The organism is Vibrio pacinii DSM 19139 (assembly GCF_000711795.1).
Lineage (GTDB): Bacteria > Pseudomonadota > Gammaproteobacteria > Enterobacterales > Vibrionaceae > Vibrio > Vibrio pacinii.
In genome coordinates this window covers 89,185-114,912 of record NZ_KL543977.1, presented here as the reverse complement: position 1 = coordinate 114,912, position 25,728 = coordinate 89,185, and the positions used below count along the sequence as shown (strand labels likewise).

Here is a 25,728-nt window from a genome sequence, read left to right as displayed (position 1 = left end):
TTATGACTCAAGACAAGTATTTCAGAGAGGAACTGGCTTTTCTCAAAGAGCAAGGGCGTGAATTTACCGAAATTCACCCTCAGCTCTCTCGATTCTTGCACGGTAGAACAATGGACCCGGATGTCGAAAGACTGCTTGAAGGGTTTGCTTTTCTCACGGCGCGTTTGCGAGAAAAAGTCGAGGATGAATTCCCTGAACTCACTCACTCAATGATCAACATGCTTTGGCCTAACTACTTAAGGCCTATCCCAAGCATGACTATTTTGGCTTTTAAACCAGATAAAAGTGTTAGTGAAAAGCAGGTGATTGCTAAAGGCACTCAGGTAGACAGTAAGCCAGTTTTTGGCACTAAATGTCACTTTAGCACCTGTCGTAGTGTCGATCTTTACCCATTAACATGCACTGATGTTAGAGCGCAACACACCCGCGAAGCAACCACAATTGACCTATCACTTGAGATGTTAGGAGACACCACAGTAGGCAGTGCACTGCTTGATGGCCTGCGCTTTTATCTGGGTGGCGATAAGTACAGCTCACAGATGATCTACCTGTGGCTTAATCACTACTTGGACAAGGTCACCATTGATGTCAATGGCACTCAGTTTCCACTTGATGAAGGCTGTTTTAAAACCGTAGGTTTTGATAGTGACGATGCTCTACTCCCTTACCCAACCAACGTCTATGAAGGTTATCGTGTCTTGCAAGAATACTTGTCATTTCCTGAGGCATTTCATTTCTTTGACTTGGTAGGGCTTGACCGAGCAATCCCGAAAAATGTCACTGGGACGTTTTCTATCCAGCTGCATTTCTCCAAAACGCTCCCCGCAGATGTTCGGGTTCAGAAAGACAATTTTCAGCTTTATTGCACCCCGATTATCAATTTATTTGAACACGATGCTGATCCTATTGCGTTGTCCGGCCGTCAATCTGAATATCGTATTGCGCCGTCAAGCCGTTACCCATCGCATTATGAAGTTTTCAATGTCGAGGCGGTAACGGGTTGGCAAGACTCAGCTAGTGAAGGTAAGCGGGTTCGTGGTGCAAAACGTGTCTATTCCTCGTTTGAAAGCTTCCAGCACGAAGTTGAGCGAGTGCGTAATCGTAATGCCCTCTATTACCGCACTCGCGTTAAAGAGAGTATTCGTGGTGATGGTTTTGATTCCTTTATCTCGTTTGTCCGCAGTGATGAAACGGTCTCATTTGATGTTGATGAAGCGGTCTCGATTAAGCTCAACTGCACTAACCGACTGCTGCCACTAGAACTCGGTGTGGGAGATATTTGCCTACCCACCGATACGTCACCGCCATTTGCCACGTTCGCCAATTTATCTGTGCCTTCGCAGTCGCTGCGCCCAGTGTTAGATGGAAGTTTATTGTGGACCTTGATTTCCAACTTGTCGCTTAACTATTTATCGCTGTTATCTAAAGACGCATTAAGCAGTGTGTTACGTGCTTATGATTTTCGTGCTTTGGTTGATCGCCAAGCCGAGCGGGTTTCTAGGCAGCGGCTCGCAGCGATTCAGAAAATAGAATCTAAGCCACTGGATAAGGTATTGCGTGGACTGCCGGTGCGTGGGTTGCAATCCACCTTATACATCGACCAATCAGGTTTTGGCTCAGAAGGTGATTTGTTCCTATTTGGCACCGTGTTGAGTCATTTCTTTGCTTTATACGCCAGCATTAACTCATTTCATGAGCTTAATGTGGTCAATACCACCAATCAAGAGAGGTACACATGGGGTACTCAGACGGGGATGCAACCACTCATTTAGCGGATGAGTTGGGTCAAACCGTTGAGGCCGTGTTGCCACAAGACGTTCATGACTACAACTTTTATCAGCTGGTTGAGTTGCTGCAAAAGCTATTTGAATTAAATCCGGAAAATGACGATTGGGAGCGCCAGTGCAAATTGGTATTTAGTGGCAACCCGAGTCTCGGCTTTTCACCGTCGGATGTCAGTCGGCTTGATAAGCGGGATGACCAACGTTTGGTCATGCTGACTAATTTCTTTGGTTTGTCAGGAGCGCAATCACCACTACCAGGGTTTGTGGTCGAACAATTATTAAACGAAGAGCCAGGTGGTTTTAAGCAGCCATTTTTCGACTTTTTTAACAACCGACTAATCAATCTGGTGTACCGAATTTGGCGTAAGTATCGCTATTTTGTGCGTTTTCAACCTGACGCTCAGGACGATTTTTCCGCTCAATTACTGTCACTTGTTGGCTTAGGTTCGCCTGATTTGCGCGGTGATACGCCAATCAACTGGTGCAAGATGTTGGCTTACTCAGGCACGTTGGCAGGGCGAAGTCGCTCGCCGCAAGTGGTGTCTGGGATCATTGCCCACTGTTTTGATTTGGACGATGTTGAAATTCGCCAATGGACGCGACGTAAAGTGCTGATTGACCCGGCTCAGCAAACGACCTTGGGTAAAGCAAATTCACAACTGGGCGTGACCAGCATGGTGGGTGAATCGATTATTGACTGCAACGGTAAGTTTACGATCTGTATTCGCCAACTATCGCGCAGTAAGTTCTCTGACTTTTTACCATCAGGACAAGAGTTTGAACCGCTATGCAAACTGGTTGAATTTATATTACGTGAGCAAATGGCATACGACTTGGAGCTGACTATGGATGACGATGAAGCCCCTGATTTCGTATTGGGCGAACAGTCGGGTATTGCACTTGGCTGGACATCATTTCTTGGCACCAGTTCACAAGAGAAAAGTGTATTAATACAAGTAAGGCAATAACAATGGATTCTTCGGCTCAACCTAATCTCACCTTGATAGTGATAAACGCACAGCGACTGGAATCAGGCCTTTCTGCTGCGATGCAGTGGGACAAGTCCGGCGGCATTATTGGCTCTGGGTCACACAGTAAATGGCTGCTCAAAGATGGTCAGGGTCAAGTTAAAAGTGAGCACTGTGAAGTGTTGATGTTTGATGGTGCCTTCTGTCTGCGTGACTTAAGTGGCGAGACATTCGTTAATGGGACCGAAATGCCGATCGGCAAAGGATTGCTGGCGAAAATGGTTCACAAAGACCACATCAACATTGGTCCTTACCAACTGCGAGTAATGTTAGGTGAGTACGAAGAAGATCACACTGCGGGTCCATTGAGCCAATTATTTGAAGAAACAAGTACTGACTTGCTTGCCGATGATACGTTCGATATCGACACAGAGGATGAGCAAGAGAGCGAAATCAGCACCGAGCCATTAGCGGCGCTTGATGAACTTATGATCGGCAGCGAGCAAGAGTCACTGATTGACGGTCAACTTGAAACGGCAAGGGAAGACGAGCAGCGCTCGATTGTTCCTGAAGAAGATTTAACCCTGCGTACGCCGAATTTTACCGTGCAAGCAGACAGTGATAATGAAATTAGCTCATCAATGACGCTGAAACGCATTCTTAGCTTTGGCTTTGGCAAGAAAGCAGCAGCGCCGAGCAAACCGATGCAACAAACCCATATTGAACAAGCTAATCAGCTTGAATCACAACAACAGATAACTCACGACAACGTTTCAGAGGGCCTCCAAATGGACGAGCAGACATTAGATTTGCTAGAGGAAGAAGTAGCAAAAAGCATTCAACCAGAACCAAGTACGAATCACAGCCAGTCAGCAACAGGTGGTCACCTATTGACCGGGCCGATGCTCAATGGTTTAGGCGTACAAGTTGATCAAACGGATGATATTGAGCGCATGCACATGCTCTCGCAAGAAATGGGTGAATCGTTACAAGCGTGTATTCAAGGGTTGCTTGATTTACATCAACAGGTCTGTAACGGCCGATTTGGCACCTTGAACCGTAATTTGCAGCCGATTGAAGATAACCCGTTGCGTTTAGGTTTGTCTTACCAAGAGACAATCAAAACCTTGTATGACGCAGAGAAAAGTGCCGTGCATTTGTCGGCGCCGGCAGCCATTGCAGAAAGCTTACGTAATGTTCAAGCGCACAATGAAGCGATGCAACATGCTACTGGTGAAGCGTTAAACCAGATTCTTGGCGCATTTTCGCCACAGGTGCTGCAACGTCGTTTCCAAAACTACAAGCGATCTCATCAAGATACTGCCCACGACACAGACGCCTGGGCGTGGAATATGTACTGCAATTATTACCAAGAGCTGACCTCACATCGCCAACAAGGCTTTGAAAAATTGTTCTGGGAAATTTTTGAGCAAGCGTACGACAAGAAGATTCGCGAGAAGCAACTGGAGTTTTAGGCGTGAGAAATCTGTTATGGATGGGCTTTCTCACTGTGATCCTCACTGCGTGTAGCAGCGAACCGGAGCGTTACGATCCTACGCTGTTACCGACCAAAGTGACGTTCAGTATTGTCGCAGGTGATGACGTTAATCCGAGTCTTTGGGGCCAGGCATCACCAGTCGAAATTCAAGTGTTTGAGCTGGTGGACGACTCGATGTTTATGTCATCAAGTTATGACCAGTTGAAAGCGGATTATGAGAAAGCACTGAAAAGTAATTTCGTCAAAAGCTATGACTACGTCTTGATGCCAGGGCAGTTTAAATTCGTCAATCAGATCGAAGTCGATGAAGAGACTAATTATATCGGCATCATGGCGAACTTCTCCGATATTGAGCTGAGTGAGTGGAAGAAAGCGGTCAAAGTACTAAACAAAGGCAGGGAGTATCACCTTTTGATGCTTCTAGATGAATACGACGTGAAGTTGGAAAAGGTGGAATAGACAAGATGTTTGCACGCAATCGTGTTATTTGGAATGAGGGCTTATTTATAAAGCCTCAGCACTTCCAACAGCAGCAAAGATACACAGAATACTATATCGACGAACGCATGAGTTCGGTGAGTCGTTATCTATATGGTGTGTCAGAATTCTCGTTAAACCCAGAATACCTCTCTTTCGGTCGTATCGCGATTGAACGTGCTGTTGGCATTATGCCTGACGGTACTGCGTTTCGTATTCCTCAAGAAGATACACTGCCTGACGCGTTAGAAATAGAAGATGCATCGCTAGCAAATCAACTGGTTTACCTAGCAATTCCGCTGCGTAGTGAGTCCTTAATGGAGGTTAACTGGCCAGAAGTTCAAGGCACAGGGCGCTATGAAAGCCGCCGTCTTGAAGTTCGTGATGTCCATACCGTACAAGGCGACATGACGACCATTGATGTGTCACCGATGCGCATTCAATTGATGCTTGAGAAAGAAGATCGTAGCGCGTATGCGTCAATGGCGGTCGGTCGCATTTTAGAAAAACGTCCAGATGGCAGTGTGGTGATGGACGCCGATTTTATTCCGTGTCACCTCAATGTGGTCGGTAATGTAGCTTTGCACCGTTTTGTTAATGAAATTTCAGGTCTGATGCGTGAACGCGCCAAGAATATTGCTCAGCGTATTAGTTCACCATCACAAGGTGGTGTTGCGGATGTGTCTGACTTTATGTTGCTGCAAGCTCTAAACCGCTTACAGCCGCAGATGCAACATTTGGCAGAGTTACGTAGTCTCCACCCAGAGCGCTTGTTTGAATGCCTGTCAACAGTGGCTGGTGAACTAGCGACCTTTACCGACGAAAGCCGTCTGCCACCGAAAACCGTTAGCTATAACCATGATATGCCAACGGAGTCGTTCTGGCCTTTGATCCGTAATCTACGTCAGTCGCTCAGTGTGGTACTTGAACCGAGAGCGGTATCCATTCAGTTAGATAAACGTAAGTACGGCTTGATGGTCGCGCCAATTCAAGATCCACAGTTGATGGCGAACGCTGACTTTATTATCGCTGTTAAGGCGCGTATGCCAATGGATGAGCTGCGTCGTCAATTCACTCAGCAAACCAAAGTTTCGTCTGTTGAGAAAATCCGTGAGCTTATTTCACTGCAATTGCCTGGTGTCCCTCTGGTTGCGTTGCCAGTTGCACCACGTCAGCTTCCTTATCACGCGGGTTATACCTATTACCAATTGGATAAGACCAGTAGTGCCTGGAGTATGCTTCAGCACTCTAGTGGTTTTGCGTTCCACGTGGCAGCGGCATTTGAAGAACTCGATCTGCAGTTCTGGGCAATCAGGAGTTAAGCATGGATATCAATAAAAAAGACAGTAAATACAGCAGTTTGCTATTTGATGATGTCGAGAGAATCAATCATGACCAGGACTACTGGTTTCAGATGCGCGGCAGTTTGAATAACCCATTGATTGATGCGGCGACCCCGCTGCTTGGTTTGGCACTGCGAGTTCGCCAACTGGCTGAGTGTGACAATATTGAAGCCATTTATGAGCAGACCGTAGAAGAGATCAAAACCATTGAAATTGAGCTCACGGAGCTTGGTTATGAACACGCGGTGTTAATGGCTTATCGCTACATTCTGTGTACGTTTTTGGACGAGTCTGTGATGGGAACGTCGTGGGGCGCATCAACAGTATGGGCAGAGCATTCCATGCTATCGCGCTTTCATAATGAAACGTGGGGAGGCGAAAAAGTTTTTACCATCCTTAAGCGTCTTGAAGCTGAACCTGAACAGTACAAACCGTTACTTGAATTCATCTATCAATGTTTAGTACTTGGTTTCGAAGGCAAATATCGCGTGATTGAATCAGGGAAGATTGAGCGTGAGAAAGTTATTAGTCAGTTGCACAAATTGCTTAATCGAGATAATGAGGCCGATATTGCTCAGCTCACGAGCGCCACTGAGCATGTGGTGCGTTCTAAGTACAAATTGAGTAAGCAGGTGCCTTTGTGGTCGATATTTGTAGGCTTTGTCGTGCTATGGAGTGGCGCGTTTCTCGGCTACAGCTACTTACTCCACGTCAAAACCAGTGACGTAATCGAACAACTCAATCAAATTCTATAAAAATAATTAAGGCTAGGTGATTGCCGTGATACGTATTGAACTACCCACTCTTATTGCTAAATTAAATCAACAGAGCAAGCTTGCCCTAGAGCAGGCAGCGTCTGTGTGTATTGAACGTCAGCACAGTGAAATTACTTTTGAGCACTATCTTGAAGTCTTATTAGACAACCCACTTTCAGATGTGCGCGTGATCTTGAAGCAATCTGACTTATCGATCGATGACATTAAACAAGCCATTGTGACCAGTTTTGCTCGCGAACAAGCGCTTGATAGTTATCCAGCGTTTTCTCCACTATTGGTAGAGCTGCTTCAAGAAGCTTGGCTATTATCAACCACCGAACTGGATCAACCGGAACTTCGCTCAGGTGCCATTCTATTGGCCGCGTTGACACGAGCTGATCGCTATATGGACCATAAGTTGGTGCGTATTGTTGATGGTATTAATCGCGAGAGCTTGAAAAAGCACTTTGATATGGTGCTCGCTGACTCTTCAGAAACACAAGTTGAACCAAGCTCGCCAGGTAAAACGTTGGCACAAGAGGGTAGCGATACCTCTATTCTTGCCAAATACTGCACTAACGTGACCGAGCAGGCGCGCCAGAATCAACTGGATCCGGTTCTTTGTCGTGAAAACGAAATCAACCTTATGATTGATATCCTATGTCGACGACGCAAGAACAATCCGATCGTGGTCGGGGATGCCGGTGTTGGTAAGAGCGCTATGATTGAGGGGTTGGCCCTTCGCGTGGTCGCAGGGACCGTGCCTTTGCAACTACAAGGTGTTGAACTTCACTCACTCGATTTAGGTTTGTTGCAAGCAGGTGCTTCAGTTAAAGGTGAGTTCGAGAAGCGCCTTAAAGGGGTCATTGATGCGATTAAGCACTCACCAAAACCGATCATTTTGTTCATCGATGAAGCGCATACCCTAATCGGAGCGGGCAATCAAGAAGGGGGCGGTGATGCGGCTAACTTACTTAAACCAGCGCTCGCTCGAGGTGAACTAAGCACCATCGCAGCAACTACGTGGAAAGAGTACAAAAAGTACTTTGAGAAAGATCCGGCATTAACTCGCCGTTTCCAACTGGTTAAACTTGATGAGCCAAGTGTAGAGCAAGCGGTTGATATTCTACGCGGGTTGAACAGCGTGTATGAGAAAACGCACAATGTTCTGATCACCGATGATGCATTGAAAGCGGCGGCTGAGTTGTCGGTGCGTTATATCTCGGGTCGACAACTGCCTGATAAAGCGATTGACGTACTCGACACCGCCTGTGCACGTATTGCCATCAATTTGACCGCGCCACCAAAACGTTTAGCGTTTATCGAAACCGCTTGTCACCAACGTCAACTTGAAATCGATATGCTGGAACGAGCTCAATTACTCGGTAAAGACGTTGACCATGAACGTCTGGAAGAGCTTAAAATTCAAGAGGCAGAAGACGAACAAGAGCGTGAGCGCTTGACGGCTCAGTGGCAGCAGCAAAAAGAGTTGGTTGAAGAGATTATTGAACTTAGATCTTCGCTCACAAGCGAGCAACAAAACGCTTTACCTGTCGATCAGCGCGAGCAAATTGTCGCGACCATCCGCGAAAAATATCAGCAGTTAGATGCCATTCCCCACACTGAACGTCTGATTCATCCTCAAGTTGATGCTCAGCAAGTCGCGGAAGTGATAGCCGATTGGACGGGGGTACCTGTTGATCAAATGAACAGCGATGAACTGCATAAGATTACGCACTTAGCGAGCATTTTAGGTCAGTCAATCAAGGGGCAAGACGTCGCCATTGAACGTGTTCATCGACACCTTCTGACCGCTCGTGCCGATTTACGTCGTCCAGGCCGACCAAAAGGGGCTTTCTTACTCGTGGGGCCAAGTGGTGTCGGTAAAACCGAAACGGTAGTACAGCTTGCCCAGCACTTGTATGGCGGTAAGCAATTTCTAACCACGATTAACATGTCTGAGTATCAAGAGAAACACACAGTATCGCGTTTAATCGGTTCACCTCCGGGTTATGTTGGTTACGGTGAAGGTGGCATATTGACGGAAGCGATTCGTAAGATGCCCTATTCAGTAGTGTTGCTTGATGAGGTAGAAAAAGCCCATCCGGAAGTCCTCAACCTTTTCTATCAAGCCTTTGATAAAGGGGAACTTGCCGATGGTGAAGGTCGCATTATCGATTGCCAGAATATTGTCTTCTTCCTAACTTCAAACTTAGGTTTCCAGACCATTGTTGATTACGCTGACCAAGTCGAAAAGCTTGATGATGCACTCTATCCAGAGTTGGCCGCTTTCTTCAAACCCGCGCTATTGGCAAGAATGGAAGTGGTTCCTTATATGCCACTTAGTAACGAAGTGCTTGAGTCTATTGTGCGCTTTAAGCTTTCGCGTCTCGAAACACTCTTTAAAGAACGTTATGCAGCGGAAGTACTGATCGAAGATTCGCTGATAGATGAAATCTTATCGCGTGCGACTCGCTCAGAAAATGGCGCGCGTATGCTAGAAGCGATTATCGAAGGTCAATTATTACCACCAATTTCGCTGGCGTTACTCAACAAGCTTTCTGAGCAGCAACCTGTGACTCGTATTTACCTTGCTGCGCAAGACGGTGAGTTTATCGGCGAGGTTGAGTAGTGATGTCTAACTGGTTAGAGCGAGTCACTGATCTTATTGGCATCAAGACCAAGAGTGAGCTGATGGCTCGGTTTGTAGAAATTGTTGTGGGTGAGTTGAGTCTGTCTAACTGCATGATGTTAATGCCTAACTCAGAGGGACGTCGTCTCGTTCCTCATGATGGGCAGACTAACGTCTCGTGGGGGGTCGATGATCTCAATAATCCATTTGCCCATGTGTTGCAAAGCGCATCACCAATGGCACTCTCTTCGGATGAGTTATTGTTCTGGCAATCCGATCGCGCTTTTGCTGAGTTGGTGGCTGGGGTTGGCATGTTTGAAAGCGTGTGTATTCATCCTCTGCCGTTGAACTCGAAGCAGGTGCAGTTAGTGCTGTTCATGTTGGGAGATCAACGCACGGTCAGTCGCGCGTTTGCAAGCCAAGACTGCATTAAGTTTGTTGATGTGTTCACCAAACAATGGCATTTGCTTGAAGAGATGGAACGCGAGCAGCGTGACATTAAAGTGTTGTCTGAATCGCTTAGCGATATTCAGCGCGACACAAAGTTGCGTGATATGGCGGATAAACTGTCTGAGTCATTGATTGGCCAAAGTGGTTCGATGCAAAGGCTTCGTCAGCAAATCGTCAGTGCGGCGGAATCAAAGCTTTCGGTTATGGTACAAGGTGATACCGGAACGGGTAAAGAGTTGGTCGCACAAGCGATTCATCATCTATCCACTCGTAGTGCGCAGCCATTAGTGGCAATTAACTGTGCTGCTATCCCCGAAAACCTGCTTGAAAGTGAGTTATTTGGTTACTGTAAAGGGGCATTCTCTGGCGCTGAATCTGACCGAAAAGGTCTGATCGCTCAAGCCGATGGTGGGACACTATTTCTCGACGAAATTGGTGATATGCCGCTTTCACTTCAAGCTAAGTTGCTTCGCGTTCTCGAAACCAAACAATTTCGCCCGATTGGGGGCAAAGAAGAGCTCAGCTCAGATTTTCGTTTGGTCTCGGCAACGCATGTTAACTTGCTGGCACAAGTACGTAGCAAGCAGTTTCGCCAAGATTTGTACTATCGTCTGTTCCAATACCCACTCACTTTGCCGCGTTTGTCTGAACGCCTCGAAGATATTGATCAGTTGAGCCAACATTTTGTTAGTGAATTCAATCGACAACATGGGACTAAAATCCGTGGTTTGCATTACCGTGCTTTGGACTGTTTAAAGCAATACACCTTCCCGGGAAATGTGCGTGAGTTAAAACATTTAGTGGAATTTGGCTGTGCTCAGTGCCGCGATGAATCTGAAGTGAGTGAAGGCAGTTTCGCCAATCGCATCGCGTGCTTGAACTTTGAATTGCAAAGTGCCGAGCCAACAATGCATCACAATCTACAGTCAACCTTTATCAGTGATCATCCTTATGCGCCAGCTCAAGGGGGCTTTTCTGCCATTAATGACCTGAAACAGGCGATGAATGATTATGAAGAGCAGATCATTCGTGAGCGTTTGAATCAATTTTCGGGTGATCGTGGTAAAGCGGCCAAGAGTTTAGGTATCCCTAAGCGCACACTCGCCTACAAATGTCAGAAGTTGGAGATCAAAGCGTTATGAAAACCTCGACTTGGCTACTGACAATATCGGTTAACAGCTTATTGTTTAGCGCCCAGACGGTGGCGAGTGACGCCACAATGTCCCCGCTTGAGCGTGCTCAGCAATGCACCACCATTAGCGAGCGCCTAGAGCGATTAAGTTGCTTTGATCAAGCCCTAAATACACCAACACAGTTATCGACTCAGTCTTTAGGCGATAACAAACCACAAGCTTGGCATACCGCGTTTACCACCGCACTTGAAGCGCAGCCAATCAATGTGATTGAACAGGGCGATAAAGACAATGGTGATGCGTGGTTAACGCTATCCGTGGCGCAAACTCCAGATAAGCCTTCACCCGTGTTGATGATGAGCTGTATTAACAAAATAAGCCGGATTGAATTGGCGCTACCGACTGCCCTGGAAGATGCACGGATTCAGGTTTCTGTTGCTTATGGCCCAAAACAGCATTGGCGCAGCGATGATGTTGGGGTGTTGTTCTCGTCAGCACGAGGAATGCCTGCGATTTCAATGATGAAAGCGATGACGAAAAACTCGCGTTTGACTCTGCGCTCAAATTCGCCGCAGATTGACGGCCTAAAATTTGACGCTACGCAGTTAGATCAAGCCCTAGTGCCATTGCGACAAAGGTGTGGGTGGTAACAATGGACATTACTCAGTATCGAGCCAGCATTGTGCGCCCGATCAGCGCAGAGTCACCAGTCGGTGAACGACTATTGGATGAGCCACTGTTTGATTTTGTTGAAGATCAAATGATGAAGGTGGGTTCGTTATCTCATGCCAGTGTGCAGTGGCAAGAGGTCGAGCATAGTACCGTCACCTTGTTGAATGAAAAAAGTAAAGACATCAAACTGTTGGTTTACCTTTTGCAGTGTTTGCATCATCAATTGACCCCCAAACGTTTGATCACTTCTTTTGGTGTCATGAGTGATTTTATTACCCACTATTGGCAAGACTGTTTTCCAGCTCCGGGTAAACGCGGCAACCTGCCGAGACGAAAGTTTTTTAGTCAAATCTGCCAGCGTTTTTCATTGGCCGTGGATAAGTTTGATTTTGCCACACTCGATAGCCAAGACCGAGAGGAGTTGCAACAAACGGTGCAAGAGTGGCAGGCGGTCCTTGAAGACAACGAGTTATCGTCTGATGTGGCCGAGTCGGTCGTGGTGACGATTGTTAATCAACTAACAAGAGCTCAAGAGCGAGAGAAAGTCGCGCAAGCCGCGCAGCAGCAACCTGCTGCGCCGACGAGTACGTCATCAACGTCCTCGTCATCTTTAGCGATTGACAATTCAAGTGACAAAGCGGCTAAACAGACACTGCTGAAAGTCGCGGAATATCTTTCTGAACAAGAATTCTCGGGCGCGCTGGCCATTCGCGTGCGTCGCCATGCGCTATGGGGAGCGATTACTACGCTGCCTGATCACGATCATCAAGGCCAAACCTTGCTAAGAGGAATGCAAACTGAGCGCGTGAAAGAGTATCAAGATCATCTGCATCAACCGGATCTCGCACTATGGCGTCGAGTGGAACAGAGCTTGACCATCGCACCGTATTGGTTTGAAGGTCAACTGATGAGTCACGATATCGCAAAGGCATTGGGCCAAGAAGGATGGTGCAAAGCGATTATTGAAGAAACTCAAGCGTTTATTGAGCGATTCCCCACGGTTGTGGAACTGAAATTTAAAGGGGGCGCGCCATTTATTAGTGACGCAGTTCGAGAGTGGCTCACTGCTTATCAAGGCGGCGCGGCGGCTGTTTCAGGCTCTGGCAGTTGGCAAGAGCAGCGCGACGAAGCGTTCAGTTTGGCCAAAGAGGGCGGCATTGCGGTCGCGATGTCGATGCTCAATGATGGTTTAGTGGCCGCAACAGAGCCGCGCGATCGTTTTTACTGGCGCTTATTGAGTGCCGATCTTCTTAAACATAACCACCTAGATGCGATGGCTAAAGAGCAATATCAAACCTTAAAACAAGAAATTACACAGACGAGCGTTACCCAGTGGGAGCCGTCACTCATCGAACAATTAGAACGAAATACAGCGTCAGATTAAGCTAAGGGACTATCCATGTGGAAAAGTATCATTGGGATCGTTAAGAAATTTAAGCCGGGTATTGCAGCAGCGCTTCCAATTCTGTTGTTTACACTCTTTATTCTATTAAATGTCGCTATTTGGTGGGCCGGTCCTTGGGTAGAAATTCAAGGCAGTAAACCATTAGAGAGCGTATTTGCTCGCGGTTTAGCGAGTGCGCTATTCATGCTTTTCTCCCTATCAGGCTGGGGGATTTGGCAGTGGCGAAAACTGCAAGGTTTCAAAGGTCAGCAAAAGCGCGAAGAGCAGTTAAAACAAGATCCGATCCAGGTCTACGAAGAGCGCCAAGAAGCCGAACTTAATGACGTGATGAAAGAGATGAAGCAGAGTCTCAACACACGTAATTACCTTTATGCTTTACCTTGGTATCTAGTACTTGGTTTGGAAAATGCCGGTAAAACCAGTTTGATCAATCGCTCTGGACAGAATTTCGCGTTATCTTCGGTGATGCGCGCTTCTGGGCAAAAGAGTGAGAACCCATACTCATTCGACTGGTGGATTGGTGATGAGTCGGTACTGATTGACCCTGACGGTGAATTGCTCACTCAGGGAAATCGTAGCGAAGACAATGATGGTGAACTGGAGCGTCGTTTGTGGCTCCACTTTGTCAATTGGTTAGAGAAAACACGCAGTCGCAGACCGCTTAACGGTGTTGTACTGGCATTGGATGTATCGCATTTAGCAACCTCTACTGCGAGTGAGCGTAAAGCCTATGCCAATCTATTGCGCGCACGTATTCGTGAGTTGATGGAAACATTGGCCACTCGTCTGCCCGTTTATATTACGCTGACAAAGCTCGATCTGCTCTACGGTTTTGAACCATTCTTCAAACACTATTCCAAGTCGCAACGTGATGAAGTGCTGGGTTTTACCTTTTCACTTGAATCGGTCGATAACCTTGACCATTGGCTCGAAGAGTTCGATAACGACTATGGTCAATTTGTTGCCCGTATTAATGATCTCTTTCCTCATGCGGTTGCAGAGCCAATAGATCAAGAAGAGCGCGACGCCATTTATAGCTTTACGCGTCAAATGTCCGGGTTGCAAAGTATCTTGAAAGAGTTTTTCCAAGATGCGCTCTCTAGCGACCAGTTTTCGACGTCAGCCTTGGTTCGTGGTGCTTACTTTACTTCGGTCTATCAACAAGGCGTACCAAGTAATGCCTTTGGTGACTCTGCGTCACGCCGATATGGTTTATCGCATTCGGTTAATAAAGCGCAAAACGCGAAGAACTCAACGGTCTATTTTACTCAGCAGTTGTTTAGCAATGTTATCTATCCTGAAGCGGGATTAGCCTCGGATAACTTCCGGGTCGCGAAGCAAAAGCGCCGTTTGATGGGGCTGTCGTTTGCCGCTTGTTTGGTGGCGTCGGTATTACTGTTCGGAACTTGGCATCGTTACTATCAGGTCAACGTTAATCAATCAGATGCGGTATTGACCAAGGTGAATGAGTACAAAGCTAAGTACCCATCGAATCTTGCGTTGGCGTCACAAAAGGATATTTTGGAGCCATTAAACAAAATTCGTCAAGCGACGTTAGAGTTTGGTTTCTTTCGTGAAAAACCACGTTACATCTCGGACTTTGGTCTTTATCAAGGGCATACAATCGGACCAATGGTTGAAGATACCTACTTAAACTTATTGGAAAACCGCTTCCTCCCCTTGTTGATGGCTGATGTTGTCGTCGCACTTGAGCAAGCGAAAACCGAAGAAGAAAAGCTCGCGGTACTGCGTGTCTATCGCATGATGGTTGATAAAAGTGGTCGTTATAAAGACTATGTTCTTGATTATTTTGGCAAGTATTGGCAACGCGCCTTCGCAGGACAAAAGAAAGTCCAAGGCGAGTTGATTGAGCATTTAGATTACGCGATGCGCCACACCGATTTGGCCAGTGCGCGAGCTCAAGGAGATGCGTTCGCAGAGCAAGTGATGAAACCTTATGATGGCACTATTGCTAAGGTTCAGTCTGAACTGAGCACGATGCCGAACGATCAACGTGTTTATCGTAACCTTAAGCTCAATGCGCAAACCGTGCTTGGTCCTGCTATCAGTATTCGCAACTTAGTCGGGCCTATTTTTGATATCGTATTTGAAGAACGTGTTGCTAATAGTAGCTTATACATCCCACAAATGCTGACCAAAGAGGGCTTTGAAAACTACTTTATGCCGCGCTCTGAGTCGGTATCTGAGTTGGCTCTGATTGACAGCTGGGTGCTGGGGCAGTCAAAAGTTGCTCAGTTTAGTGAAGCGGATAAACAGGTACTGCGTGAGAAGATCCGCAATCTATATGTCGCCGATTACGTCAATACCTGGCGAGCGGCGCTCAATGATATCGATATGAAGTATTTCGGTGATATCAATGATGCGGTTATGGTGCTAGAAAATCTCACTGGTAACGTTGAGCCAATGCAGCGACTGCTGCGCACGTTGGAAAATAATACCCAAGTGATTGCGGGTTTAGACCCAGACAGTGAAGCAAAGGATGAGCTATTAAAAAGTGCTAAGTACAAAGTGGCGTCGAGCATTCAATCGCCATTCGCGGAACTTAACTTGATGCTTAAACCTGTCGGCGAACAGCCAGCTTATATCAATGAAGTACTGGCATCGGTTGATGAACTCAAAACCTATCTGAAAGCGATCCAAGAGTCACCAGATGTTGGTATGGCGGCATTAGATGCGACTAAGGCACGGGTCAAGCTGGTCAGCGCCGACCCTATTTATACCTTAAAGCGGATTTCATCAGGTTTGCCAAGGCCACTTGACAGCATGGTGGCAAAACTCGCTGATGAGAGCTGGTATGTGGTTAAGCAAGAGGCAATTAAGCACTTGGAAGTACGTTGGTATGAAGACGTTTACCAGCCTTACTACACTAAACTAGCCAGTCGCTATCCGTTTAATGAACAGTCGAACAAAGATGTGGCGTTACAAGATTTTGAAGCCTTCTTTGCTCCGCAGGGAACGTTAGATAATTTCTACAATAACCAGTTGAAAGTGTTTATTGAAGAGAACATTGCGGTTGATGAGTATGACAGTGCCCAGTCGATTATTCGCCCTGAAGTATTGGCACAAATTGCTCAAGCGCAGCGCATTCGCCAAGCTTTCTTTAATCGAAAAGGGATTTTGGACGTCAATTTCTCGGTTGAGCCGCTGCAGCTAAGTGGCAACAAACGGCGCAGTGTCTTGAATGTAGATGGCCAGTACTTAACGTACAGTCATGGGCCACGTGAAGGCGCCGAGCTGATTTGGCCAAACACATTGCGAGATTCGGCGGTGTCGAAAGTGACCTTAGTACCAACGAAGTCTAACTTGTCACCACGCAGTATTAATCTCAAGGGACCATGGGCATTTTTCCGCTTGCTCGAAGAGGGCAGTGTCTTGTCAGCGAGTAAAACATCGGTCGACTATCGTTTCTCGGTCGATGGTGGAGAGATGATTTATCGAATCAACGCCGAGTCTGATGCGAACCCGTTCACTGAGAGGCTGTTTAAGTCGTTCAAGCTTTCTAAAACCCTGTATTAACCAGAAAAAGGAGCAAGGTAACTTGCTCCTTTGACTACTAGGACCGAAGTTTCCATGTCCACAACGATTTTTCTTGATCACAATGTTTACCATATCGTTTCAGACTCACAAGCGATTCGACACCTTGAACACTACCAACAGGTACGTGATGAAATTAATGCACGCTTTAATCCACTTTCGGGTGGGACGAATTGGCAAGCGGTTTATGAGTGTTGTGAAGCACTAGCCAAAGGACCTGGTATTGATCTGTTGCTTAGCAGTTACATGACCATTGCTAAACTCAAAATAGAAGGGCTGACCGGTTATGCTAACGGCTTAGAGTTAATTATGCAGTGTTTATTGGTATTACCAAAACCAGACACTAAGTCGGCCAAAATGCGCAAAGAAGTTCTCGATTGGGTCAATGGTAAAGCGATCCCTGAGCTGAAAAAGATGAAACCGACTCAGGAACAGCTTCGCGATTTGTATCGCAGTGAACGCTTGTGTGAACGGATTAATGATTGGTTAACTCTGCAACAACCAGAACAAAGGGTTAACTTCGAGGGGGTAGGGTTTGTTTTGTTCGAGCATATTGATCAGATAGAAACGCGCTACCATACGGCGCTCAAGCGCCAAGAAAAACAGCGCCAAGAATCCAGTGAGAAAGTTAGCCCACAACGTTTTCGTTTGGGTTTAGTTGCTGCGGGTTTACTGGGCAGCGTGATTGGCGGGGGCGGGTTGTGGGCTTATAGTCACCCCGATCTTTTTCATAAATATTATTACAAACAATCGGTTGAAGTACCTTCGCTCGACAGTCGCAATTTACCTGACTTTGTTGAATTCACCAGCCCAGATACACTGCAGTCATTTCGCAATGAAATGGTGCCTATGTATCAAGCGTCGATTAAGCGCAACACCCAGGTGTCGATAGAGCAGCCTTATTTAGAGGCAATGGAGCAGCTCAACATTTTGCAGCAGCTCTATGCAGATAATGAGCAGGTAGTTGCAATCAGTGATCAGCTTGGTCAAGATCAGCAATACGCTCTTGAGCAAGCGGACGAGTTTGTCGCTCGCTTTAGTGAAATTCGCACCAAAATGGCCAATGTTGCACTGTTAGCGAAAAAGCGTCGTTGGTCTGATGTGGCCAACGAAACAAAATCGTTAGAGTCTTTTGCGGTCAGTCTATCGCCAATATACGGCCGCGTAGGGTACGTTGAAGAGTTGATAGAGAAGCAGCAATATCAGCAAGCACAACAAGAGTTTGAAGAGCTCAAACGCAGGCTAAACAATTTAAGTTGGAAAGTGGCGCAGTTAAATCAAATGCTTGAACAGTAGTTAATAGAATGTTCACCCTAACTACTTGCACTTTCGGCTCAGGATCTATATAAATTCGGCTTTGCTTTTTCATCAAGTACTCGAGTAGTTAGGGTTTAGACACATGACGCAGTTTTGGCAACAAAAATCATTAGAAGAGATGACTGAACAAGAGTGGGAATCTTTGTGTGATGGCTGTGGTAAATGTTGTCTGCATAAATTGATGGATGAAGACAGTGATGAGATCTATTACACCAATGTTGCATGTAGCTGGTTAAACAGCAAAACCTGTTCGTGTAAAGATTACCCAAACCGTTTCACCTCAGGTGAAGAGTGCACAAAGTTGACTCGTGATGATATCGACGACTTTACCTGGCTTCCACACACATGCGCGTATCGTTTGCTGGCAGAAAAACAACCTCTGCCAGAGTGGCACCCATTGATCTCAGGTTCCAAATCTGCCATGCATGCCGCCGGTGAAAGCGTGCGTAATAAGGTGGTTTACGAAATTGATGTCGTCAATTGGGAAGATCACATTTTGAATCATCCTAACCGAGACTAGTTGAGACAAACAGCCGCCATTCGCGGCTGTTTTTGTATTTGCTGACGGCTAACAGTGAGAATGCAAAACTTGTACGGAGAGTGGTGTACACTAGAAAGCATCAATTTGTAAAACAAAGACTTGTTTGAGTCTTTTTGAGGTAAATATGGGACAAGTCAAACGTTCACATTTCTCTTTTTTCTGCTGGTCACTGGTTGCGGTGCTAGCCTTGGTTGTCAGCCTGAATGCTCATGCTGTCGAAGAGTCCACGCAACCGGTATTATCTCGAGACGCAATAGCGCTGCAGACAATTAATAGCGATTTAAAAGATCTGAGTGATTCTTTGAACAGTGCCAGCGGCGATGAAAAGGATGCTCTGCAACTCAAGTTATTTCAAAAAAATGAAGAGCTCAGAGCGCAACTGACGAGTGCGATCAACAGCCAAAGCATTGATAAGGAAATGTTGATTGCGCAAGTGGAAATGCAACGAAAGTACACCAGCAATGCCACTGCCTATCTTGAAAGTAAGATCAAAGCACTGAACGTAAAAATCGATGAAGCTGAGAATACCGAGCGATTGTCGTTGATTACCGAATATCAAGAGTTACAACATTACCTTGATGAAGTCATTACCTCCCGTTGGCAGAATATTCAGTGGCTCAAAGCGCTCGGTCTTGATGAAGCCGTGGCAGAAGAGCAACTGCGCAATGTGGTGCTGAAAAGGCTGCGATTAGTGTCCGCATCTGTTGAGTACTTTAATCAACAGATAAGTGTGGTTGGTAAGCAACTTACGGTCAGTCCAGAGTCGGAAAAATCAGCATTGCAACTTAATCAGTTGGTGATTAAACAGCGCATGAGTATTGCGGTCGACAGCCTCTCTACACTGATTAACCTAGCAGACAAGCTTGATATCGATAGTGCCGAGTACAAACGCTTGCAGTTTGAAGTGACCGGCAGTATTACTCAAGATTTGCTCAATGGTCCGGTAATGTTAGCGATTGTGACAACTTGGACGGACAACTTATGGCATTGGATGGTCAATAATGCACCCCAGCATTTATTCCAACTGTTTGTCTTTGCCTTAATCCTGCTTGCGACAAGTATGCTCGCAAAGTTGGTGCGTAAAGTCGTGAGTAAGACAGTGGTGACCAAAAACCTCAATTTGTCGCACTTGATGCAAGACTTCTTTATCGGCATGTCAGGCAAGTTCATCTGGGTGATTGGCTTTTTAGTCGCCTTGTCACAAATTGGCTTAAACCTTGCCCCTGTGCTGACTGGTTTCGGGATTGCAGGTGTGATTATTGGTTTTGCCTTGCAAGATACCCTGTCGAACTTTGCGGCGGGGATGATGTTACTAATCTATCGTCCGTTTGATGTGGGTGACTTTGTTTTTGCGGGTGGCGTTGATGGTAAGGTCAGCCATATGAGTTTGGTTAACACCACCATTAAAACGTTTGATAATCAGATCATTATTATTCCGAACAGCAAAATTTGGGGTGATGTTATCAAGAACGTTACTCATGAGCGTGTTCGTCGCGTTGATATGGTGTTTGGTATCGGTTATGCCGATGATCTGCTAAAAGCAGAGCTGGTTTTGACTGACATTATCACCTCACACCCCTCGGTATTACGTACTCCTGAGCCGATGGTCAAAGTGCACACACTTAATACCTCTTCGGTCGATTTCATTGTTCGTCCATGGGTGAAAACGGATGACTATTGGGACGTTTATTGGGATGTGACGAAAGAGGTCAAGCTTAGGTTCGATAAAGAAGCGATCTCGATTCCTTTCCCACAACAAGATGTCCATTTGCACATGGTCAATCAAGATCACACTGCCTAATCACTTCATAAAAGAGCGTCGATTGGCGCTCTACTTTATCTGCTATTTTTGTAAAACATCTTCATCTTGGTAGCAAGCCGCCATGATTATCTTTCCTCTAGAAGAGCAGTGACTAAACGCATTGTTTAGTTCTATTCATTGGAGCGATAAGGTCAAATACTGGTCCGTTATTCACTGAGTTCTAAACTGGGTGTCTATAACGTACGTGAGATAGGTGAGGTTAATTTTAATCAGAAAAGTCCTGCGACTTTGTCGCGAATGATGTCTGATCGCCTTTAATACCCCCCCTCTCTCAATTTACTGAATAAGTTATCAAATTAAACATGGGTGCTCACAACAATGATGATTCAATATAGGAAACGTTCGGCAGAAATAACGATGAACGGTTTTCGAACGGTAGGATTGGCTGTTCTATTTTCTGGTTTCTTGTTAAGTCCGATTTCTCAAGCAATGGCGTCTGAATTTAGCACGGGAGTGAATTCACAATCTGAGAGTGAGTGGTGGAGCAGTTATAAACTTGAAGTGAAAAATACAGGCTCCGCAGCAGAAAACATGCACGAAGCAGTGATTGAGTTCGTATTGCCAGTTGCGATTAATGATATTGGGTGGGCATCATCTGATTTATCTTATCCATCATGGAAAATCACGCACACTCCTCAGTCAAATGGCGTTCTCAACTCAGTTAAACTTAAGTTCCCAACTGGTTCTTGGGTAGACAGTACACTTGCTTCAGGTGAATCGGCAACACTGACACTCGCGTTTGGTGGCGAATTGAAAGATATCAATGCGTTTGAAGATTCTGTTGTGGTGAAAACTGATGGTGAAGTCACGCCATCGCCAGAGGTCTCTCTAGATATCCTTTCACCAACACAAGGCTCTGTTATTTATAAGGGATCTAATGTCGATATTATAACGAGTGTTGAAGGTGAGGGGGCTGATAAGCTCGAGTTTTGGGTTAACAACACTAAACTAGCACAACAGCCTGTTGTGGCAGGCACAAAAGAGTATTTGCAAGAATGGCAACCAACTGAAGTCGGTGCTGCTGCGATTTCTGTCATAGCTTTTGATGATGAAGGTGAGAAACTATCAGAGCAAAAGGTAACAGTGTCAGTAGAGTCAGAATCGACAGCAGCCAACCCTCCTGTAGTGCATTTTGTTTCTCCGCAAGCGGGCTCTTCGCATAAAAAAGGCGAAATCGTAACGATTGAAGCGGATGTGTTTGATGCTGATGACGATCTATCGAACGTTAAGTTCTTTGCAAATAATGTCGAAGTTTGTAATCTAGATGCGAAAGCTCATCATGACTTTTCCTGTGACTGGACGCCTCAAACCAAGGGTACGGTGCCAATTCGCGTAGAAGCTCGAGATGATGAACGTCATGTCACACGCCAAAGCTTAACCATTACAGTAACGGATGCGAGTAACAGTTGTGGCGATGTCCCGCAATACGAAAACGGTGTGGCTTACAAGATGGGTGATCAAGTCACCAATATTGGTAATATCTATACATGTAAAGTGGCAGGATGGTGTGGCAATTCAGTCTGGACTCCGGGTACTGGCGATCCTAACTACCCAGGTGCATGGAAAGATGCGTGGAGTGAAGAGGGTCAATGCGACCATAACCCTGTGCCAGAAGTGAATGTACAATCACCACAAGATGGAAGCAAAATATCACCAAATCAACCATTTAATGTAATTGTGAAAGCGACAGACGATACTAGCGTTGAACGTGTTGAAGTGAAACTGAACGGAGAAGTGGTTACCACGTCGACGAAATCTTCGGGCAGCGATCTGTATACCCTTACGGTCCCCGGTCAACGTGAAGGCCAATATACGCTAACGGCCGTTGCATATGATGATCAAAATGCAAGCGCAGAAACCATCCCAATGTCTATCGCTGTCACGGATGAAGACCTGATGGTGTCCTTGTCTTCACCTGTCGATGGTTCCAGCTTTACTGAAGGCCACGCTATTTCAATCAAAGCGGATGCGGAAAGTTATGAAGGTAAGGTGACTTCAGTAACCTTTATGTCAAATGGCAATACGCTTTTCAAAGATACAGAAGCCCCTTACGAATACCAATGGTTAGGAGCGCAACCTGGCCGTCACGTAATCTCTGCAGAAGCGGCCAACACAGCAAACCATAAGCAAACTTCTGCACCATCGAACATTACTGTAAAAGAGAATACGGGCGCAGGGGCTGGAGATGGTGGTTTAATGGATAACTCAGATCGCTCGATTAGTTACCTAACCTCTTGGGGGTTAAACGATCACGAAGAACTGCTTAACTCAAAAGGTGATGGCTACTTACTGTCATTCGGTCGGTGGGATGCCAACGGTAATATCACCGTCTCTGATAACATGCTAACGCCACCAAATTATAACCCAGACTGGATGCCAGCTCCGTATTTAGCATGGACGACCTTAAAGTATGATCAAAGCAATGTCACAATGATGGTCGCTTTTGGTGGTCAGACGTATGAAAGTATTTGGTCTCAAATCAGCACAGAGCAAAGCCGTGAAGCGGTTGCCAACAGTCTTGTCGACTTAGTCAACACTCCGTACCCTGTGTACAAGAAAAACCTTAAACCTGAAGAAGTAGTTGGTGAATGTCTGGCGACAGATTGGAGTGGCAATTGTGATTACAGCAAATACCAATTAGCTGGTTACGTTCAAATTGGCGGATTGGATTTTGACTTTGAAAAAGCAGCTCGGATTACCGACAAAGAGAATCAAGATCTAACGGCATTGATAAAGCTAATCCGTCAAAAAGTAGCCGATAAAAAAGTATTGTCATTAACGACTTACCACGTGGGCGCCGATCCGGTTGAATGTCAGGATGCAGGCGTATTCGAAAATTGTTCTTACATTGAGCCATCTGGTCGTTCATCTCACCATGGTGAAGTGATTGACCTTATAGAGGATACCAAGCATGACGTTGATTTCTTCAATGTGATGACTTACGACGCGGGTGAAAACTTCCTCTACGATGTCGCGATGAACAACTATGCTCGACACATTGGCGACAAGTCGAAGATTGTTTTAGGTAATACAATCAACAGTCAGTGGGGACCCGATGGCGCTTTCGTTGAAAGCCGTGCAAACAATCTAAAACGCGCACAATGGCAGAAAGACAATGGTTATGGGGGCTTCTTTATGTGGACTTTGGGTTCGAACAACCAAGGTCTGTCTATGTCAAATCAAGTGAACTACTTCAACGATATGATCAACGCGAGTAAGTAATAATTACCTTTAAACTAGCGGAGATCGTCAGCAGTTAATGCTGGCCTATGAACCCCTCTTCTAAAGAGTCCAAAGTCCGAGTGTTTTTAATAACACTCGGACTTTTTTGTTGCTGAGATAAGGGCATCGCCAACAACAGACAATGTCTGTGGCGAACTAAAAAACGCTCCGTAGGGCGTTGATTAGCCCAAGCGAAATCTGTCCAGGCTATTTCACTTGAGATTTAATGAACTCGCCAAGTTCTGAGTGGTGCATGATTTTAGAGACAGGTAACACTTTTTCCGCAGGACCCCAAGCGAATACATTTACAGGCGTATGAGTATGCGTGCCCGTTCCCCAAACAATGTTTTGTCCGGTCGCTTGTTCACGCGCCAGCAGGTTGCCACGGTCGTTGTACGGGAAGAAAGCATCAAAGTCGTTAATTGCTGGCACTTCTTCTACCGATAGATAGCTATGACCTGCTAAACGGTATGGGTTGGGCTTGCTTTTCAGTATGTTCGCCGCTTGCGCTGGCGTAATAGGGAATGCACTGTTTTGGTTGACAATTTCTGCGAGTTTTTCAGGTGTCTGTTGCGCTTTTTCGAGTTTTTCAAATTGGCTGATCATCGCGTAGTAGCTGAGTTTTTGGTTGTATAAGCCATCGAGGATATTAAAAGCGCCAAAGTTGAAATTTGGTGCGTAGTCGCGATTTTCAAATGCTTTTCCTGAACGCTTTTGTGGTTGAGGCAAGTTATTTGATGAATAACTAAAACCAAATGAACCTGTTTCGTGGTCAGCGGTCACAATCACAATGGTGTCGTCACGATCTTTTGCCCAGTCGTAGACAGATTGAACTGCTTCATCAAACTTAATCAATTCTTGCAGCATGGTACCTGCATCGTTACTGTGTCCCGCCCAGTCAATCTGCCCACCTTCAACCATCAAGAAGAAACCGTCTTTGTCTTTCGCCAATACTTCGAGCGCTTTATTGGTCATCTCTTTTAGGCTTGGTTGGCTGCGTTGAGGATCGTCTTTCTCGTTACGATAAGCGATACCATCATTCATCCCAGAATAGGCAAATAGGCCTAGTAGTTTATCGCCTTTTGCGTTGTCCAACATGCTGCGATTAAACGCAAGTTGGTAACCACTTTGCTGTGCTTCTGTGAGAAGGTTACGTTGGTCTTTACGTTTTGACTTAAGGTAAACATCGCCTTGAGTAAGCTTTTCAAGCTGCTGATAAGTATCACCTTTGTCATTGGTTGACTGAGGAATCCAATGACGTAGACCACCCGATAACATCACATCGACGCCAGTGGCTAGCATGTCGGAAGCAATGTCATTCTCAAGGGAACGATGCGGCTGGTGGGCGGCAAAAGCAGCTGGGGTGGCATGGGTCAAACGTGTGTCAGACACAAGCCCCGTCGCTTTGCCCGCGCGTTTTGCTTTTTCAAGAACGGTCTCTACGTGGTTACCTTGTGCATCGATACCAATCACTTCAGAACCAGTATAAATACCGGTTGCGAGCATAGTCGCTGAACAAGCGGAGTCGACCACAATCGCATCTTCTGGATGGGTTAAGGAGGAGCCAATGACACCTTGTTCTGCCAGTTGATAGAGCGCGGTTTTTTTACCTTGATAGATAGAGTTGGGAGCTTGATTAGCGTAGGTTTCGAGTAGGCCAACTTGCTGTGGCCCCATACCATCGCCAATCATTAAGATAACGTTTTTGATTTCTGCTGAAATGACACTAAAAGAGAGCGTAGACGTTGCCACTGCGGCAATAATTGGTTTTATATAGAGCTTCATTAAATGGTCCTTGTTTATAAAAGCGCAATAATTAAAACATTGATTTATTTCGTGAATATTTCACTTTGGTTGCAAAATGATAACAACAAGGCGTCACGGCTTCTGTTACAAGGGATAGAAAAAGCTCACCAATTACTGAGCTTTGAATCAAGAGAGCGGTTGTGTTGAGTAATGGTGAGGAAAGCGTTGGAACTTATTTAGAAAAAGATATCAACAAAATAGCCATTGAGAGTAGCATTAATGTCAGTCCAAAAATGTTAGTTTATTGAATGTTGAAATCAGCCACGCGCAATGATGTCATGATTTAAAAAGGATGAAATTATCGGATCCACAGCTAATTCTCGACAAACCGGGTGATTTGTCGTGAGG

Annotated in this window: 16 protein-coding genes; 15 read left to right on the top strand and 1 reads right to left on the bottom strand. The window is 45.9% G+C overall.

The window, feature by feature from the left end; genetic code table 11:
• Window positions 1-2 precede the first annotated feature (2 nt).
• The 15 genes from tssF to BS19_RS17000 all read left to right on the top strand — a co-directional run bounded on the left by tssF (window position 3) and on the right by BS19_RS17000 (window position 23,574).
• The gene (gene tssF, locus BS19_RS17070) at window positions 3-1,772 is read left to right on the top strand and encodes a type VI secretion system baseplate subunit TssF (RefSeq protein ID WP_038176974.1); all 1,770 of its coding nucleotides are present in this window, start codon (window positions 3-5) and stop codon (window positions 1,770-1,772) included.
• Entirely contained in the window at window positions 1,736-2,752 is a 1,017-nt protein-coding gene (gene tssG / locus BS19_RS17065) for a type VI secretion system baseplate subunit TssG (protein WP_038176972.1), read from the top strand. The genes tssF and tssG overlap by 37 nt, the downstream gene beginning before the upstream one ends.
• A gap of 2 nt (window positions 2,753-2,754) precedes the next feature.
• Entirely contained in the window at window positions 2,755-4,227 is a 1,473-nt protein-coding gene (tagH, locus tag BS19_RS17060; RefSeq protein WP_038176971.1) for a type VI secretion system-associated FHA domain protein TagH, read from the top strand.
• Between the two features lie 2 nt (window positions 4,228-4,229).
• Window positions 4,230-4,709, top strand: coding sequence for a type VI secretion system lipoprotein TssJ (tssJ, locus tag BS19_RS17055; RefSeq protein WP_157631206.1), 480 nt, complete (start codon window positions 4,230-4,232; stop codon window positions 4,707-4,709).
• A 5-nt stretch (window positions 4,710-4,714) separates the two neighbouring features.
• Window positions 4,715-6,049 carry a type VI secretion system baseplate subunit TssK gene (tssK, locus tag BS19_RS17050; RefSeq protein WP_038176966.1) on the top strand — a complete coding sequence of 445 codons (1,335 nt, stop codon included), beginning with the start codon at window positions 4,715-4,717 and terminating at the stop codon, window positions 6,047-6,049.
• 2 nt (window positions 6,050-6,051) lie between these two features.
• Entirely contained in the window at window positions 6,052-6,825 is a 774-nt protein-coding gene (icmH, locus tag BS19_RS17045) for a type IVB secretion system protein IcmH/DotU (RefSeq protein ID WP_038176964.1), read from the top strand.
• Window positions 6,826-6,841: 16 nt separating this feature from the next.
• Window positions 6,842-9,457 (top strand): type VI secretion system ATPase TssH, encoded by a 2,616-nt coding sequence (tssH, locus tag BS19_RS17040; RefSeq protein ID WP_425425020.1) that lies wholly within the window; start codon window positions 6,842-6,844, stop codon window positions 9,455-9,457.
• 2 nt (window positions 9,458-9,459) lie between these two features.
• Entirely contained in the window at window positions 9,460-11,049 is a 1,590-nt protein-coding gene (locus BS19_RS17035) for a sigma-54 interaction domain-containing protein (protein WP_038176961.1), read from the top strand.
• The gene (gene vasI / locus BS19_RS17030) at window positions 11,046-11,690 is read left to right on the top strand and encodes a type VI secretion system-associated protein VasI (protein ID WP_038176959.1); all 645 of its coding nucleotides are present in this window, start codon (window positions 11,046-11,048) and stop codon (window positions 11,688-11,690) included. The genes BS19_RS17035 and vasI overlap by 4 nt, the downstream gene beginning before the upstream one ends.
• A 2-nt stretch (window positions 11,691-11,692) precedes the next feature.
• Window positions 11,693-13,096, top strand: coding sequence for a type VI secretion system protein TssA (gene tssA, locus BS19_RS17025; RefSeq protein WP_038176958.1), 1,404 nt, complete (start codon window positions 11,693-11,695; stop codon window positions 13,094-13,096).
• Window positions 13,097-13,111: 15 nt separating this feature from the next.
• Window positions 13,112-16,654, top strand: a complete 3,543-nt coding sequence (tssM, locus tag BS19_RS17020) for a type VI secretion system membrane subunit TssM (RefSeq protein ID WP_038176956.1) — start codon at window positions 13,112-13,114, stop codon at window positions 16,652-16,654.
• A gap of 54 nt (window positions 16,655-16,708) precedes the next feature.
• A complete protein-coding gene (locus tag BS19_RS17015) occupies window positions 16,709-17,968 on the top strand; it encodes a type VI secretion system ImpA family N-terminal domain-containing protein (protein WP_038176955.1) in 1,260 nt (419 codons plus the stop codon).
• A gap of 103 nt (window positions 17,969-18,071) precedes the next feature.
• On the top strand, window positions 18,072-18,509 hold the full coding sequence (locus tag BS19_RS17010) for a YcgN family cysteine cluster protein (RefSeq protein ID WP_038176953.1): 438 nt from the start codon (window positions 18,072-18,074) through the stop codon (window positions 18,507-18,509).
• A 145-nt stretch (window positions 18,510-18,654) separates the two neighbouring features.
• On the top strand, window positions 18,655-20,331 hold the full coding sequence (locus BS19_RS17005; RefSeq protein ID WP_038176952.1) for a mechanosensitive ion channel domain-containing protein: 1,677 nt from the start codon (window positions 18,655-18,657) through the stop codon (window positions 20,329-20,331).
• A 345-nt stretch (window positions 20,332-20,676) separates the two neighbouring features.
• Window positions 20,677-23,574, top strand: a complete 2,898-nt coding sequence (locus tag BS19_RS17000) for an Ig-like domain-containing protein (protein WP_211253019.1) — start codon at window positions 20,677-20,679, stop codon at window positions 23,572-23,574.
• 207 nt (window positions 23,575-23,781) lie between these two features.
• Here the strand turns inward: BS19_RS17000 and BS19_RS16995 are convergent, their stop codons facing one another.
• Complete coding sequence (locus tag BS19_RS16995) at window positions 23,782-25,359, bottom strand: alkaline phosphatase (RefSeq protein ID WP_038176949.1); 1,578 nt, start codon at window positions 25,357-25,359, stop codon at window positions 23,782-23,784.
• Window positions 25,360-25,728 lie beyond the last annotated feature (369 nt).

Excerpts from the sequence above, each read along its gene's own strand:
- BS19_RS16995 (WP_038176949.1), bottom strand. The coding sequence starts at position 25,359 with ATGAAGCTCTATATAAAACCAATTATTGCCGCAGTGGCAACGTCTACG.
- BS19_RS17005 (WP_038176952.1), top strand. The coding sequence starts at position 18,655 with ATGGGACAAGTCAAACGTTCACATTTCTCTTTTTTCTGCTGGTCACTG.
- tssG (WP_038176972.1), top strand. The coding sequence starts at position 1,736 with ATGGGGTACTCAGACGGGGATGCAACCACTCATTTAGCGGATGAGTTG.
- icmH (WP_038176964.1), top strand. The coding sequence starts at position 6,052 with ATGGATATCAATAAAAAAGACAGTAAATACAGCAGTTTGCTATTTGAT.
- vasI (WP_038176959.1), top strand. The coding sequence starts at position 11,046 with ATGAAAACCTCGACTTGGCTACTGACAATATCGGTTAACAGCTTATTG.
- BS19_RS17015 (WP_038176955.1), top strand. The coding sequence starts at position 16,709 with ATGTCCACAACGATTTTTCTTGATCACAATGTTTACCATATCGTTTCA.
- tssA (WP_038176958.1), top strand. The coding sequence starts at position 11,693 with ATGGACATTACTCAGTATCGAGCCAGCATTGTGCGCCCGATCAGCGCA.
- tssK (WP_038176966.1), top strand. The coding sequence starts at position 4,715 with ATGTTTGCACGCAATCGTGTTATTTGGAATGAGGGCTTATTTATAAAG.
- tssM (WP_038176956.1), top strand. The coding sequence starts at position 13,112 with ATGTGGAAAAGTATCATTGGGATCGTTAAGAAATTTAAGCCGGGTATT.
- BS19_RS17010 (WP_038176953.1), top strand. The coding sequence starts at position 18,072 with ATGACGCAGTTTTGGCAACAAAAATCATTAGAAGAGATGACTGAACAA.
- tssF (WP_038176974.1), top strand. The coding sequence starts at position 3 with ATGACTCAAGACAAGTATTTCAGAGAGGAACTGGCTTTTCTCAAAGAG.
- BS19_RS17035 (WP_038176961.1), top strand. The coding sequence starts at position 9,460 with ATGTCTAACTGGTTAGAGCGAGTCACTGATCTTATTGGCATCAAGACC.
- tagH (WP_038176971.1), top strand. The coding sequence starts at position 2,755 with ATGGATTCTTCGGCTCAACCTAATCTCACCTTGATAGTGATAAACGCA.